A 13,941-nucleotide genomic window follows, 5' to 3' on the forward strand; every position below is an offset into this window, starting at 1 on the left:
GTATCTTGTTCGCCTTGATGCGGAATGTGCCTAATGATATTCAGGATTGACAGGGGGATCGCGAATGTCAGGGAAAGAAACGAATGATGATCGGCACCCTGCTCGCAAGGGCCGGGGTGTTGATCCAGTCGACCGAAAAATATTAGGCTTACTCGCCGAAAATGCGGATCGCAGCTTCGCGGAACTCGGCTCTTTGCTCCACCTCTCACCGCCCGCGGTGCACGAACGCGTCAAACGGATGAAGCGGGACGGCACAATAAAGCGCACCGTTGCCATAATAGATGGCGAGAAGGTCGGGCGCGACCTGCTCGCCTTCGTGCATCTGGAAACCAGCAACTGGGAGACATCGCGGCGCGTTCTTGGCATGGCCTCTCTCGACGCCGTCGAAGAGATTCACACCGTTGCGGGCGACACCGCCATGATCCTCAAGGTCCGGATGACATCGCCGGGTGCGCTTGAAGAGTTTCTCGGCGAGCTGCATCAGATGGAGGGTTTCAAACGTGTGAAAACCTTCGTCGTCCTCGGCACCTATGCAGAGCGGGGGCCTTACCCATAAGGTCCGCCTCTTATTGATAGAGCATGACCCTTATTGCTCGACCGAAGCTAGCCCGGGATCTTGATCACTGCGGTGCCGGTAACCCCGGGGCGTCGGACGCCTCGCTTTCTAGCTGTTATGCGTCCATCGGTCCGACATAGGTTTTTAGCGTCCGATCCGGGACATTCGACGCGGCTTGGCCGCAATGGGTCTTGCCACGAAGGCTCGCTGGCCTCCGGCGGAAGGCCGACCTCTGATCGCCGGGCGCGGCGCACGCTACCAGTGCCGAGAAATGCCAGCAACCGATCTTGTGGTTCCAATTATCGAGACTGTAGTAAATATGCGGCCCGAGCCAGGCGAGCGACCCTCACGCGGACGATCCGGCGCTGCTTGCCGGATAATCGATACGACGCCCGATCGGCCATCATTCCCGGCCGCGGGAGGCCCCTTCCCCGCGCATGCAGGAGCGAGTCTGCCCCTATGCTGCAGCGGTCAGGCTCGCACCGACGTCTTCGCCGAGGCGCCGAATGCCATCGCCTGAAACAGCGGGAGCGTCATGTCGATGATCATGCCGATGGCCAACGCGTATAATATCGTTCCCATTCCAATCGTCCCCCCGAGTAACCAGCCAAACCCCAGCACGAGAATTTCAATGCCGGTGCGCGCACGGCGAATTGACCAGCCGGTTCGTCCGGCGAGCCCCGTCATCAACCCGTCACGTGGGCCCGGGCCCAGTCCAGCACCGATATACATCCCGCTCGCGATCCCGTTGAGAATGACTGCCGCGACCAGCATTCCGGCCCGCGCGGCAAGGGAGACCGGCTGGGGAAGGAACATCAGTGCCGCGTCAGCGGCGAGGCCGATGAGGAGCACATTGCTGATCGTCCCGATACCCGGACGTTGGCGCAGGGGAATCCAGAGCAGCATAAGCAGGGCGCCGACCCCGATGATCACCGTTCCGAAACTCAAGTGCAAGCGCAGCGAAAGGCCTTCGTGGAGAGCGTTCCACGGGTCGAGGCCGAGACCAGCGCGCACCATCATGGCGGATGAGAGGCCGTAGAGGACTAAGCCGCTATAAAGCAGGGCGAGACGACGAAGCATTGGACCGATATCGATAAAAATGGCATTTAAATAAAGAGCCACTTTTTTCGGATTGGACCAATGATCGCACGCAGAACGGGACCGGCCTCCCTCCTCAGGCTGCTCGGAAACTGGCGCCTGAACGGATCGCGCGACCCCGCTTACAGGTCACTTGCCAACGCGCTGCGCCGTTTGATTCTCGACGGCAGCCTCGGGCTCGAGACGCGGTTGCCCGGCGAACGCGAGCTGGCTGCGGCGCTCGGGCTCAGCCGCGGCACGATCGCGGCCGCCTTCGCCGAACTGCGCGCCGACGGCTTCTTAGCAAGCCGCCAAGGCTCGGGCTCGCTTGTCACGCTCCCGTCCGGCCTGTCGTCGCGACGAGAACCGGCAACAAAGATAGACTTCTCGGTCGCCGCCAGTCCGGCCGGACCGGCAATCCATCAGGCATATGTCGAGGCGCTCTCCGCGCTCCCGGCACATTTGTCCTCAACGGGCTATGATCCGCTCGGCATTCCGGAGCTGCGGAGCAAAATTGCTGCGCATTATACGGCGCGCGGATTGCCGACCTTCGCCGACGAAATCATGGTGGTCAACGGTGCGCTCGCCGGATTTGGCCTCGTGCTGCGACTTCTGACGGGCCCGGGCGACCGGGTGGTCATCGATCATCCGACTTATCCTCTCGCCATCGCCGCGATCCGTGCTGCCGGCTGCCGGCCGGTGCCCGTACCGCTTCCCCCGACAGGCTGGGACATCGACGGCCTGGCGGCGGCAATTGGCCAGACGGCACCGCGCCTTGCCTATCTGTTACCCGATCATCACAACCCGACCGGACGCTGCATGGATGCCGAGACGCGTGCTGCCGTGGTCTCGATAGCCCAGCGAACCCGGACGATAATCGTCGCGGACGAGACGATGGTCGATCTTTGGTACGAACGCAAACCCCCTCCCCCGCTCGCAGCCTATGGTCGCGACGCTCAGGTTATCACGCTGGGCTCGACCGCCAAAAGCTTCTGGGGCGGGCTCAGGATCGGCTGGATCCGGGCCCCCGGCCCGATCATCGCTTCTCTGGCCGGAGTTCGAGAAACAGTCGATCCAGGTACGCCTGTGGTCGAACAGCTTGCCGCGGCCCGGCTTCTTGTCGATGCGGACACGCATCTTCCCGAACGCCGCCGGGAATTGCGCGATCGCCTCGATATGCTGGTTACGGCCGGCGAAGCCATCTTGCCCGAGTGGAATTTTCCTCGCCCTGCGGGAGGTCTCAGCTGCTGGATCGAGTTACCGCGGCCCATCGCGACCCGCCTCGCCATCGAAGCGGAGGCAATCGGCGTGCGCATCGTCGCCGGGCCGAGCTTCGGGATCGATGGCGCTTTCGAACGCCACATCCGGATACCTTTCACCGCGGAAGTAGCCGATCTTCGCGGCGCCCTCGAACTGCTTGCCCCCCTCGGTCGCCGGCTGGCCCGGGAGGGAGCGCCCCGGTTTCGAACGGCGTCATAGACGCAGGACGCCATGAAGACAGACGCGACGTCCGCGTCACTTCATGATCATTAAAGAGGCGCGCGTCGATTACAGCGTTGCGGCCGCGCAACGGGACTCTCCTCGCGCGCTTCGGCCGTCAGCGGACGCGGCGAGCCATGCGGCCGGCTAACTAATACATTGCCTCGACCAGTTTGCGCATCAGGCGCACGAGATCGTCGAAGTCCTTCCGCTCCCAATCCGCGAACATGCCGATTGCCATCTCCTCCCGCGCCGCGTCGAGGGCGCCGGTCGCTTCCTTGCCCGCCGCGGTGACAAGCGCCTCACGTATCCGCTTATCGGTCGAGCCTGCCCGGCGCGTGACCAGTCCGAGCTCTTCCAGGCGCGCGACCTGGCGGCTCACAGTCGTATAGTCGCGGCCGACCCGGCCAGCGAGATCGACGACGCCGATCGGGCCGAACCGCTCGATAAGCACCAGCAGCGGGAACAGCGCTCGTTCGAGCGACAGGCCCGCCTTGGCGAGCAATTCCACGTCCCGTTCGGGCTGATTCATGATGACGGTGATGTCGATCAGCGAGCGATGCAGTTCGGGCAACAACGCCCTAATATGTGCATTATGCACTTTTTTAATTGACATTGGCCACCCCCTTCCGGATATGTGCATTATGCACATAGGAGTTCCATATGAAAGAGCGAACTGAAATCGACGTCCTGATTTGCGGCGCAGGCGCTGCCGGGCTCACGCTCGCGATCGAACTCGCGCGGCGCGGCGTATCCTTTCGCATCCTTGACCGGCTCGAGCGCCCGTTTGGCGGGTCGCGCGGAAAGGGCATCCAGCCGCGCACACAGGAGATATTCGAAGATCTCGGTATCATCGATCGCGTCATGGCGGCGGGCGGTATCTATCCGCCGATGCGGGTGTATAGCGCGGACGGCAGCTACACCGTAAAGAATATGTTGGACGCGCAGGATCCGTCGCCCGGCATGCCTTATCTAATCCCGCTCATGATCCCCCAATTCCTCACCGAGACGATCATGCGCGAGCAGCTCGGTGAGCTTGGACATCAGGTAGAGTTCGGCAGCAGGCTGACCGATTTCGAAGCTGGCGAGGACAGCGTTTTCGCCCGCGTCGTGTCCGCGCAAGGTGAAGAGCAAATCATTGCCCGCTATTTGATCGGCGCGGACGGGGGCCGCAGCTCGATACGGAGCGCGCTCGGGGTCGAGTTTTCGGGCAAGACGCTGGGCGTCCGCGCGATCGTCGCGGACGTCGATTTGGGCGGGCTCGACCGCGATGCGTGGCATCAATTCAACGACGGGGACATGGAACGCCTCGTCGCCATCTGCCCGCTCGCCGGCACCGACCTGTTTCAGGTGCAGGCGCCAATTCCACTGGAGGGCGATCCCGACCTCTCGGCCCAAGGCATCGAAAGGCTGATCGCGGAGCGAACCGGCCGCACCGATGTCAAGCTTCGCTCGGTGGCATGGGCGTCGGCTTATGCGATGAATGCGCGGTTGGCCGAGCGCTACCGGGTCGGCCGGGTGTTCCTGACCGGCGATGCCGCTCATATCCACCCACCGACCGGCGGACAGGGCCTGAACACCAGCGTCCAGGACGCGTACAACCTCGGCTGGAAGTTGGCCGCGGTTCTGGCCGGCGCTCCTGACACGCTGCTTGACACCTATGAGGAGGAGCGGCGCCCCGTTGCGGCTGATGTGCTCGGCCTTTCGACGAGGTTACTGAAGGACCAGCAGGAGCAGGGCGGGATGCGACGCGGCCGCGACACGCATCAACTCGATATCGGCTATCCGAACTCATCGCTTTCGCACCAGGAAACCGCCCGGACGCCTGGCCCGCGCGCCGGCGATCGAATGCCGGACGCCGCTCTGGCCGGCGCTGCCGGACAGCCCCGCCGGCTGTTCGACGTTTTGACCGGCACGCATTGGACCTGGCTTATGTCGGCCTCTCACTATCGGCCGACGGCGGCTGCGCGTGAGGGCGTGAGAGTGGTCACTGTCGGCGCGGGCGCGGAACTGCGCGATCCGTCCAATCAGCTTGGCCTGGCCGATGGAGGCTGCCTGCTTATCCGGCCGGACGGATATGTCGGCGCCGTCTTCGATACGGCGAGCATCGGCCTTATCGGCGATTATCTGGCAAGGGTGAGTCCCCCTCCGCCGCCTGAGCGTCTTGGTGACGGAGACCCTGGCTTTGACAAGGACGCGGCGTTCGTGCCCCCCGCCCGAGCCGCGTGACATCCACGCGGAGCAGGATTTCGAACGCCCAATCCCTGATGGTTCTGTTACGACCTTGAGAGGCAGGATCTCGTAAAGTCAGACCGAAAGCAGCTCTTTTAGCGGCGTCTCGATGTCGGCGAGCTGTTCAGGGCCTGCCTCGAGCCCGGCGGAGACGACCATCCGGCCCTGAACATAATCCCTGGTGGCGTTGACGCAGTCAAGCGCGATGACCTTCCCGGCCTTAAGGTAAACGACCGAGAAGCTTCGCGTTGCCGGATCACCGCGCAGCACCGCCTGATCGTGCCCGGTCGAGAGGCCGGCGGTCTGGAGTTTGAGGTCATACTGGTTCGACCAGAACCAGGGGATCGCATGATAGGGTGCCTCGTCGCCGACGATGCCCTTGGCGACGACATTCGCCTGGTCATTGGCATTCTGCACTGATTCAAGCCTGACTTCTGCGCCTTCGGCGAAGTCGTTCACATGCGCAGCGCAGTCGCCGATCGCATAGACGTCGGGCAGGCTCGTCTTGCAGAGGCGGTCGACGCGCACGCCGTTGGCGCAGTCAGCGCCCGCGGCGATCAGCGGTGCGACCGCGGGTATGATACCGATGCCGACAATGACGAGATCGGCGGGAATCACTTCTCCGTCCGACAGACGCACACCGGTGACGCGGGTGTCGCCCTCGATCGCATCGACGCACACGCCGAGGTGCAGTTCGACGCCATGATCGCGGTGCTCTTTCTCGTAGAAGCGCGAGAGTTCCTCGCCCGCGACACGCGCGAGCACGCGGTTCTGCGCTTCGAGCAGTACGACCTTCTTGCCCGCCTTGTTGAGCACCGCGGCGGCTTCGAGCCCGATATAGCCGCCACCGACGACGACGATCTGCCCGGCGGTTTCAGACGCGGCCTTCATCGCGTCGGCGTCGGCGTCGGCGCGCGTCCGCACGCCCTGCACGCCGGGAAGGTCGCCGCCCGGGATCGGCAGCACGCGCGGATGACCGCCGGTTGCCCAGACGAGCTTGCCGTACCCGATCGTCTCGCCGCCGTCGGTGGCGACCGTATGCGCCGCCGGATCGACCGCGACGACGCGCTTGCCGAGCAGCATCGTCACCTCGCGCTCGTCCCAATATCTGGCGGGGCGCAACTGGATGCGTTCGAATTCCTTCTCGCCCGCGAAATATTCCTTCGACAAGGGCGGGCGCTCATAGGGGAGCTCGGACTCTTCGCCGATGATCGCGATGCTGCCCTCGAACTTCTGTGTCCGCAACATCACCGCAACCTGTGCGCCGCCATGCCCCGCGCCCACGATCACAACGTCGAACTGCATCGTCTCAGCTTTCGGCTGATTGGCTCGGTGGAAGGTCTGGCCAGTCCAGCCATTTTCGCGCGCTCCCTCCCAGGATATTTTCGCGCTCTTCGACCGAGAGATCGGGATTGTCCTTTATCGCATAAAGCAGCTCTGCCCATGTTTCACCGGTCGGATTGACCGTCACGTCGCTTGCCCACATGATGCGCCCGGCACCGAATGCGTTGATTGCCTTTCGCAGGAACGGGCGTGCCGCACTGTTCGGATAGCCTGCCGCGTCAAGGCGCGAGGGCGCGTGAGCCCATTTGAGCGCCACGTTCGCCCAAGTTGCCATTCGAAGAACTTTCTCGAAAGATTCCTCGCGCGGCGCGCCGGCAAGCGTCGACCAATATTGCTTGCTATCGGGCAAGCCTTCAAGCTGCGCGATCATCGGCACCATCGACATGTTGGGAGGCATGCCGCAGTGATCGATGATGACTTTCACGCCCGGAAATTTTTCGAGGTAGCGGGTGAGCAACTCCGAATGCCCCAGCAGCGATACGAAAATCGGCACGCCGAATTCGGCGGCCGCCGCGAACACGCTGTCATAATCACCTTCGGCAAAGGCGGTTAGTTCCGAACGCGGCAACGGTGTTGCAATCCGAAGCGCTCGTGCAAAGTTGCTGTCGCGCGCAAACCGAACGACACTGCGAATCTCCGGGTCCTTCGGGTCGACACGGACCAGATAGGAAAACCGGCCGGGATAAGTCCATGAAGCGAGTTCGGCCGTAGGCGAGGTCGTCCGGATCCCCCCGTCTCCGACCCGATAGGCCGGCTCGCCGGGCCTGGTTCCCCACCATCCGCCCCACCATTCGTCGACAAGCACCGACTTGATACCCAGAGCATCCATTGCCGCCAGTTTTTCCGCAGCCCCGCCGGGCCCAAGGTGCACCTGAGTGTCAACAATATCCATGTGCATCCATCCAGAGCTTGCCGTGGCCAACGGGCGCTCGGCTTATTGATCTTCGTCTCAAGCCGGCAATCCCGGAACCCTTGCCTCCCCAGGCTTACAGAACCGAGATTGCCGGACAGGAGCCCCTAGAATCCGTAGAGTTCGGCGGCGTTGTGATAGACGATCTTGTCGCGGACTTTTTCGTCGACGCCTTGGAACATGGCGTCGCACATGGCGCGCGAGTTGGGGTAGGTGCTGATGCCGTGCGGGAAGTCGGTCTGGAACATCAGCGTTTCGGCGCCGAGCAGGTCGTGGGTGCGGATGGCGACGGTGTCGCGCAGGAAGGTGAGCTTGATGTTGCGCTTGAAATAGTCGCTCGGCTTTTCGGGGATACGGCCCTCGAAGTCCTTGACCTGGACATTCTGGTAGCGCTGCCACTCGAAGTCCGCGCGCTCGAGGATGTGCGTCGCCCAGCCGGCCTCATTCTCCGCCGAGATGAACTTGAGCTTCGGGTGGCGCTCGAAGACGCCTCCGAAGATCATGTTCAGCATCGGCTTCACGAACACCTCATATTTCAGCGGCGACTTGGTCGGATTGCGGCCGCCCGAGGCCTGGATGAGGTTGGTCTTCTTGTTGCGCTCGCGCGCGGTGCCGGCATGGATGTTGACCGACATGTCGTTGGCGACCGCCGCCTCCCACAAAAGGTCCATGCCGCGCTCGTGATATTGCGGCACGCCCTCGCCCGCGACCGTCGGGATCATCACCCCGACAAAGCCCAGCTTCTTCGCGCGCTCCAGTTCCTGCACCGCCAGCGCCGGATCGTCGTTGGCGAGCATCGCGATGCCCTTGAACCGGTTGGGATGCGCCGCACAGAACTCCGCCAGCCAGTCGTTATACGCACGCAGCAGCGCCCATTTGAACTCGGCGTCGTCGATCCCGTAAAAGCCGAGGCCAAAGGTCGGGTACATCACCTCGCCCCAGATCGTGTCGCGGTCGATCTCCTTGATCCGCGCATCGGGGTCATAAGCCGACGGCGGGATATCCTCTTCCCAGCGCCCCGTCTGGCGCACTTCGCTGTTGCCGCGAAACACGCCCGCCGCCGTGCCGATCGGCGGCATCTCGATATCCTCGCACACCAGGCGGTCGCTGCCGTCGTCGTTGCGCACCAGACGCGGCGCCCGGTCCCGATACTCCGCCGGCAAACGCTCCTGCCACAAAAACCACGGCTCGATCACGTGCGAATCCGACGATATGATCTTGTAATCACTGCTCATAATTCTACCTCTCATTTTACGTCGTCACCATTTCAAGCAACTTTGCAGTACAGAATATTTATATTCACTAATAATGACAATATTATCCTATAGTTTCAGAATATTGAATCGAATATATCATATTCGTGAAGACGCATTTCTGAAACTATATTTCCGGATCGTGGGCAGCTTTTTTATGCCTAGAAGCCTTGCGCCTCCGGCATTCTCACAATCAATCCGTCCATTTCATGAGAGATGTCGATCTGGCAGCTCAAACGGCTTTCTTCGCACCGGCCCTCAACCATTTCGAGAAGTTCTCGCTCTACCCGGTCCGCCGCGCCTGACACGGCGACCCATTCCTGATCGATATAGACGTGGCAGGTGGCGCAGGACCCGACGCCGCCGCATTCGGCCTCGATGCCGGGCACATCATGATCCCGGGCCGCTTCCATGAGCGACAGGCCATTGCTGGCGTCGACCGGATGTTCGGTACCGTCAAACTCGACGAAAATGATTCTAGGCATGCGAGCGCTTTTCCACTGTATAAAGATCCTGCGGCATCTGTGAGCACGGCGAACCGCGCGATGGGCTCGGTGCCGGCGATACCCGCCATCGCCGCCCGGAAAGATGCCCTCGGCGCGTGCCTTGGCGGATGATCGGGTCGTACATTCACACTCCGTGCAATATCGAGATGGCCGGACGAACGGAGCCGGAGAACCCGGCCTAACGAAACGCAGACGCGTCCACATTCGCCCTCACCCATGGAGCTCAGGCCTGCGCCTCCACTGCCAGATTCTTGAGCAATTCCGCGTAGTTCAGCGCCTGGTTCTCCGACATCGAACCCTTTGTCTCGATTCCGATCGACAGCAGTTGCTGCTTTCGATCGAGCATGACCGCGACGCCGGACTGCGAACTGTCGGCCCCCTCGCCGACAAACCAGCCGAGTTTGCGGCCGCGCTCCAGTTCGGCAAGGAGGTCGGGCGCCGCGATAAGCGGCTCATGCTCCGACCGCTCGCTGTTAATGCGCCAGGCGAGTTGGGACACATGCTTGTCGCTATGACCGGCGAGCAGCGCCTTGCCGAGCGCGGTGCGCGCGAGCGGGCAATGCACGCCGGCATGAAAAGCATCGAAACCAGCGGGCTCCTTTTCCGGCCGGTTCACATAGATATATTGCGCTCGCAGACCGTTGATCGTCGCGATAACGATCGTCTGCCCCGTCCGGGCCGCCAGTTCGTCAGCATACATAAGCAGCTCGCCCTGACGGACGATGGCGGGATCGACCCAATTGCCCAACAAGGGCACTCGGCGCGTCGGAAAATAGGTGCGGCGATAGCGGTCGTTCTGAAGGTAACCGAGATGGACCAGGCTTCGCAGCAGCACCGAGGTGCTCGACTGCGGACACTGAAGCGCCCGCGATATTTCCGTGACACAGGCCTCGCGCTGAACGGAATCGAAATATTCCAGGATCTGCAACGCCCGGCCGGCCGATTTGACCACCGAAGCGTCCGGGCCCGCGGCGCGCGGCGATACCGAAGCAGGGAGCGCGTGCACATTCGCCATGAACTTTCCTCTCCAATCGACTCCAGCGGAGCTCTCATTTACAAGAAAAACCTACTCGTTAGAATGTTTTCTGTAAAGCGCAGTTTCTGGCGAGCGGAAAGCCCGATCCTACCCGCGCTGCCGACTGAGAAACGCCCCGAAAAATCGGCATTAACTAGCTGCAATAACGATATATTTCTTGGAACGAGAATGTACCGGCAACGGCGCAGCCTAGCTGCAGAGGCCCGATCCGGTCATTCGGTCAAATCGAGATGAATTTCGTGTCGCGGGTCGTAATCGGGATGTGCATCGGGGCGATTCGCACCCGGTCGAGCATGCCCGGGCGTGGCGGGCTGCCGAGCAGAACGCAGCCGCGAGCGCTCAGCCGCGCGTCAAACCGCGCACGCAATAATCGGCGAGAGCTGCGGCGATATCGTCCACCGTGCCAAGCGAGCTCGCGCTATCCTCGTCATACCAATTGGCCACGTAATTGAGCGCGCCGAGTAGGGGCTTGGTGGCGAAACGCGGTTCCACGCGGCGAAACTCGCCCGTTTCGACGCCTTCTGCAACGACCGCGACAAACAGGTTTTCATACTCGTCGCGCAGGTCATTGACACGCTGCCGCGCAGCGTCCTGGTAGGGTGCCGAAACCGAGAGCAGAAAGCGGTTGAGACCGAGCATCGTCGCCTTCTGATAATTGATCCGCGTCATGACGACGACGGCGTGCGCCAAACACATTTCGCGAACGCGCTGCGTCGGGGGCAGATCGGCCCGGCTGGCAATGCTGCTCACCCGTTCGTTCAAGACACGCAGCGACTCCAGGTGAAGATCCAGAAAAATATCCGTTTTAGATCGGTAATAATGGTAGATTCGTCCCTTGCTCGCTCCAAGCACGTCAGCAACATCGTCGATAGAGGTCGCGTCGTAACCGCGCTCGTTGAAAGCGGTCGCTGCCGCCTTGAGGATGTCCCCGCGCGCTTCATCGGATGCACCCGGCCGCTTGACCAGCAGCGACGAGACTAGGCTCTTTCCGATATCTGATTGTTCGGTCATAATTAATTACAGAGCCCCCGTCCCTATTGACGTTATATTTTTCCGCTCTCGCGTCAACTTACAGGCTCCAATCTCCAGGGTGCCGCAACGCAATTCGCCACAAATGTGATGTCTGCCTGGCGCACGGCGCGAACAACCGCCGAAGCTTCAGCCGTTTCGCCGACATGGTGGCTTCCGCCGCGGAACATCGGTTGCATGCCAACAGGGCCGAATATAGGAAGCGTCATCAAAGCTGGTTTCGGGCCGGAGCAACCAAAACGCGCCGAACGACTGCGTTCGGCCACGATCATCGCCTGCCTATGGAGATATGATGCGATCTGCTGCGCCGCGCAAGAAAAAGAACAGGGCGGCCTTGACCCCCTTATGGGAATCCGAGGCACGATCCACTCCCAAAATGGAAGGCAGGGCGCGCGTACTCGAAGCCGCCGCGACGGCTTTCATGGAGCGCGGTTACGCGGCCACCACGCTCGACGATGTTGCCATTTTACTCGGAACCACCAAGGGTCAAATCTACCATTATTATCGCAGCAAGCTCGATCTCTACTTCGACGTCGCGGTCGGATCCTTCTTCATGATCAACGAGCGCATCAATTTCCTGGCCGAAGCGAAGGACGTGCCGGCGGTGGAGCGCCTGCACGATGTTTTTCGCGCATTCGCGGCCGAGATCATGGACCATTATCCGTTCCACCGGGTGGCATTGGAGGCGACCCAGTTCCAGTTGATCGGCCGCGGTTCGGCCGCGCAGGTACGGCCACTTGCGCGGATCTCCGCCCTGCGGCAGGATCTTGAGACGAAGCTCAACGCGCTGGCCAACGAGGCCGCGTCCGACGGAAACTGGCAGGTCTCCTCCATTCCGCTTGCAATGAAGGGAGCGGTCGGGTCACTTGCCTGGCTGATCGTCTGGTTCGACCCCAAGCGCTCGACCAGCGCAAGTGAGCGCGATGCGATCGCGACCCAGATAGCGGATTTCGTCATCGCAGGCCTTGGAAACCCCGGGCCCTTCAAGCACGGTAGTGCGTTTCATCCCTCGTCCGAGACAGGCCCACGCACGCCCTGACGAACGGCCGCGCCGGGCCGCCGTTTTCCCGCAATGGCGTCACGCAACGGTTCGCGGCAGGAATTGCAGCACCGGTGGCGGCTTGTCCACAACGACCCCGCATCCGGCCTTGCAGGCCCATCGTCCGTTATCGGCGCCATATCCGCCTTCGAGCTGCCACCATCCCTGGTTGTGCTTGCAGCAGCGATCGCAGACACACAGCCGATCTTCGCCGCATCGATACACGCCGGCGCCGCCGCATTTGATGCAATCCAGATCGGCATTCATCGCAGCGCTCGCATAGACATCAGGCGCCGGCGCGCGGCTGCGATGTTGGAGAATGAAAGCCTCGGGATCGACAGCATCACCGGGGGGCATCTGAAGCTCCGGTCCCAGGAGCGCATAATAATTGTTGCGGGTCTGGGCGATCTTGAAGCCGCCATGTTCGACGATCTCGAGGATGCCCGAGGTATGCAGAATGTTGCCTGAAAATTCCGGATGCGACAGGTGAACGATGCAGTCGCCCCAGAGGACCGGCAACGCCCCGTGACGCGCATGCCGGACACGTGTCCATGTACGAAAAATTCCGTTGAACTGCTTCGTCATTTTTCTGCTTGCCGATGCCCGGTGCCGCACGAGTTTCCCCCTGCGGTAGCTTCTACTGCGCCCGGCTCCGCTCATACTGCACGACCGCGTCGAGCGTGGCGCGCGGAAGCGGCGAAGGCTGCGGCTCAGAGCCGACATAGAACAGCCCGACGATCGTATCGTCCTCCCCCAGCCCGAGCCCGGTGCGAACCGCGGGATGATAAGCCGCGGCTCCGGTTTTCCATGCCGCGCCGAAACCGAGCGCGTTGGCGGCCAGCATGAGCTGCGCTCCGGCTGCGGCAACCGCCGCTTGCTGTTCGATCACCGGGACCTTGTGGCCCACCTTGGGCTTGCAAATGAGTGCGATCACGGTCGGTGCACGCAAAGCCTTGGCACGCGCCTTATCCCAATCCTTGGCCTCCGCTTCCGGCTTGTCGGCGCGGACCTGCTCGGCCATCAAATCACCCAGCCTTTCGCGGCCGCTGCCTTCGAACACGACGAACCGCCATGGCCGCAGCCGCCCATGATCAGCCGCCGTAACCGCGGCGGCGAGGATTTTTTCGAGCTGTGCTTCGGTGGGACCCGGCTCCGCGAACTGGACCGCCGACGTACGGCGAAGCAGAAGGTCGAGCCCTGCCGGCGACGCTATACTCATTGGCTCGCCTCCTTGCGGGCGGCCAGCGCGGCATCCACCTCTTCGAGCGTAAAGCTTCGGGCATCGGGCGTCGTGATCCGTACATTGGTCCGGCCGATCCGGGCAAATTGCTTTCCGTATGAAACGGCATCGTCCGGGGTGCGCGCCATCACAAATGTCGAGCCGCATCCGTCGAAAGTAACATTATAATAGTTGAGCCCCATCACATTCATAATCCCGTCCGTGTGCATGATAGCTGATGCCCACCACATATAATTTCAC

Annotated in this window: 15 protein-coding genes; 4 read left to right on the top strand and 11 right to left on the bottom strand. The window is 62.0% G+C overall.

Features of this window, described 5'->3' with window-relative positions:
- The first annotated feature begins 64 nt into the window (after positions 1–64).
- Positions 65–556, top strand: coding sequence for an Lrp/AsnC family transcriptional regulator (locus FHR22_RS11170; RefSeq protein WP_166942056.1), 492 nt, complete (start codon positions 65–67; stop codon positions 554–556).
- Between the two features lie 471 nt (positions 557–1,027).
- On the opposite strand, the gene yczE is transcribed toward FHR22_RS11170, so the two are convergent.
- Positions 1,028–1,678, bottom strand: a complete 651-nt coding sequence (gene yczE, locus FHR22_RS11175) for a membrane protein YczE (protein WP_341786610.1) — start codon at positions 1,676–1,678, stop codon at positions 1,028–1,030.
- 18 nt (positions 1,679–1,696) lie between these two features.
- Here yczE and yczR point away from each other — a divergent pair, with 18 nt between their 5' ends.
- Entirely contained in the window at positions 1,697–3,112 is a 1,416-nt protein-coding gene (gene yczR, locus FHR22_RS11180; protein ID WP_166942059.1) for a MocR-like transcription factor YczR, read from the top strand.
- A 151-nt stretch (positions 3,113–3,263) separates the two neighbouring features.
- Here the strand turns inward: yczR and FHR22_RS11185 are convergent, their stop codons facing one another.
- Positions 3,264–3,728, bottom strand: coding sequence for a MarR family winged helix-turn-helix transcriptional regulator (locus FHR22_RS11185; RefSeq protein ID WP_166942061.1), 465 nt, complete (start codon positions 3,726–3,728; stop codon positions 3,264–3,266).
- A gap of 47 nt (positions 3,729–3,775) precedes the next feature.
- On the opposite strand from FHR22_RS11185, the gene FHR22_RS11190 reads away from it, so the two are divergent.
- Positions 3,776–5,341 (top strand): FAD-dependent oxidoreductase, encoded by a 1,566-nt coding sequence (locus FHR22_RS11190; protein WP_166942064.1) that lies wholly within the window; start codon positions 3,776–3,778, stop codon positions 5,339–5,341.
- Between the two features lie 78 nt (positions 5,342–5,419).
- Here FHR22_RS11190 and FHR22_RS11195 read toward each other — a convergent pair whose 3' ends face one another.
- From FHR22_RS11195 to FHR22_RS11220, 6 genes are all read right to left on the bottom strand, one after another.
- On the bottom strand, positions 5,420–6,649 hold the full coding sequence (locus tag FHR22_RS11195) for an NAD(P)/FAD-dependent oxidoreductase (RefSeq protein WP_166942067.1): 1,230 nt from the start codon (positions 6,647–6,649) through the stop codon (positions 5,420–5,422).
- Positions 6,650–6,653: 4 nt separating this feature from the next.
- Positions 6,654–7,580: an amidohydrolase family protein gene (locus FHR22_RS11200; RefSeq protein WP_166942070.1), complete on the bottom strand. Its 927-nt coding sequence runs from the start codon at positions 7,578–7,580 to the stop codon at positions 6,654–6,656.
- Between the two features lie 125 nt (positions 7,581–7,705).
- Positions 7,706–8,833, bottom strand: coding sequence for an amidohydrolase family protein (locus tag FHR22_RS11205; protein WP_166942073.1), 1,128 nt, complete (start codon positions 8,831–8,833; stop codon positions 7,706–7,708).
- A 179-nt stretch (positions 8,834–9,012) separates the two neighbouring features.
- Positions 9,013–9,336, bottom strand: coding sequence for a 2Fe-2S iron-sulfur cluster-binding protein (locus FHR22_RS11210; protein ID WP_166942076.1), 324 nt, complete (start codon positions 9,334–9,336; stop codon positions 9,013–9,015).
- A 244-nt stretch (positions 9,337–9,580) separates the two neighbouring features.
- Entirely contained in the window at positions 9,581–10,372 is a 792-nt protein-coding gene (locus FHR22_RS11215) for an IclR family transcriptional regulator (RefSeq protein ID WP_166942079.1), read from the bottom strand.
- Between the two features lie 360 nt (positions 10,373–10,732).
- Complete coding sequence (locus FHR22_RS11220) at positions 10,733–11,404, bottom strand: TetR/AcrR family transcriptional regulator (RefSeq protein WP_166942082.1); 672 nt, start codon at positions 11,402–11,404, stop codon at positions 10,733–10,735.
- A gap of 310 nt (positions 11,405–11,714) precedes the next feature.
- Between FHR22_RS11220 and FHR22_RS11225 the strand changes: the two genes are divergently transcribed.
- Complete coding sequence (locus FHR22_RS11225) at positions 11,715–12,461, top strand: TetR/AcrR family transcriptional regulator (protein ID WP_208417621.1); 747 nt, start codon at positions 11,715–11,717, stop codon at positions 12,459–12,461.
- A gap of 39 nt (positions 12,462–12,500) precedes the next feature.
- On the opposite strand, the gene FHR22_RS11230 is transcribed toward FHR22_RS11225, so the two are convergent.
- The 3 genes from FHR22_RS11230 to FHR22_RS11240 are packed head-to-tail and all read right to left on the bottom strand — an operon-like array spanning position 12,501 to position 13,892.
- Complete coding sequence (locus FHR22_RS11230) at positions 12,501–13,046, bottom strand: hypothetical protein (protein WP_166942088.1); 546 nt, start codon at positions 13,044–13,046, stop codon at positions 12,501–12,503.
- A gap of 52 nt (positions 13,047–13,098) precedes the next feature.
- Positions 13,099–13,680, bottom strand: a complete 582-nt coding sequence (locus FHR22_RS11235; protein WP_166942091.1) for a nitroreductase family protein — start codon at positions 13,678–13,680, stop codon at positions 13,099–13,101.
- Entirely contained in the window at positions 13,677–13,892 is a 216-nt protein-coding gene (locus tag FHR22_RS11240) for a hypothetical protein (RefSeq protein ID WP_166942094.1), read from the bottom strand. Before FHR22_RS11240 ends, FHR22_RS11235 begins: the two co-directional genes overlap by 4 nt.
- Positions 13,893–13,941: the final 49 nt, after the last annotated feature.

The sequence above is a fragment of the Sphingopyxis panaciterrae genome, from assembly GCF_011762125.1.
In the GTDB taxonomy this organism is placed as follows: Bacteria; Pseudomonadota; Alphaproteobacteria; order Sphingomonadales; family Sphingomonadaceae; genus Sphingopyxis; species Sphingopyxis panaciterrae.

Excerpts from the sequence above, each read along its gene's own strand:
- FHR22_RS11170 (WP_166942056.1), top strand. The coding sequence starts at position 65 with ATGTCAGGGAAAGAAACGAATGATGATCGGCACCCTGCTCGCAAGGGC.
- yczR (WP_166942059.1), top strand. The coding sequence starts at position 1,697 with ATGATCGCACGCAGAACGGGACCGGCCTCCCTCCTCAGGCTGCTCGGA.
- FHR22_RS11185 (WP_166942061.1), bottom strand. The coding sequence starts at position 3,728 with ATGTCAATTAAAAAAGTGCATAATGCACATATTAGGGCGTTGTTGCCC.
- FHR22_RS11190 (WP_166942064.1), top strand. The coding sequence starts at position 3,776 with ATGAAAGAGCGAACTGAAATCGACGTCCTGATTTGCGGCGCAGGCGCT.
- FHR22_RS11195 (WP_166942067.1), bottom strand. The coding sequence starts at position 6,649 with ATGCAGTTCGACGTTGTGATCGTGGGCGCGGGGCATGGCGGCGCACAG.
- FHR22_RS11200 (WP_166942070.1), bottom strand. The coding sequence starts at position 7,580 with ATGGATATTGTTGACACTCAGGTGCACCTTGGGCCCGGCGGGGCTGCG.
- FHR22_RS11205 (WP_166942073.1), bottom strand. The coding sequence starts at position 8,833 with ATGAGCAGTGATTACAAGATCATATCGTCGGATTCGCACGTGATCGAG.
- FHR22_RS11210 (WP_166942076.1), bottom strand. The coding sequence starts at position 9,336 with ATGCCTAGAATCATTTTCGTCGAGTTTGACGGTACCGAACATCCGGTC.
- FHR22_RS11215 (WP_166942079.1), bottom strand. The coding sequence starts at position 10,372 with ATGGCGAATGTGCACGCGCTCCCTGCTTCGGTATCGCCGCGCGCCGCG.
- FHR22_RS11220 (WP_166942082.1), bottom strand. The coding sequence starts at position 11,404 with ATGACCGAACAATCAGATATCGGAAAGAGCCTAGTCTCGTCGCTGCTG.
- FHR22_RS11225 (WP_208417621.1), top strand. The coding sequence starts at position 11,715 with ATGCGATCTGCTGCGCCGCGCAAGAAAAAGAACAGGGCGGCCTTGACC.
- FHR22_RS11230 (WP_166942088.1), bottom strand. The coding sequence starts at position 13,046 with ATGACGAAGCAGTTCAACGGAATTTTTCGTACATGGACACGTGTCCGG.
- FHR22_RS11235 (WP_166942091.1), bottom strand. The coding sequence starts at position 13,680 with ATGAGTATAGCGTCGCCGGCAGGGCTCGACCTTCTGCTTCGCCGTACG.
- FHR22_RS11240 (WP_166942094.1), bottom strand. The coding sequence starts at position 13,892 with ATGAATGTGATGGGGCTCAACTATTATAATGTTACTTTCGACGGATGC.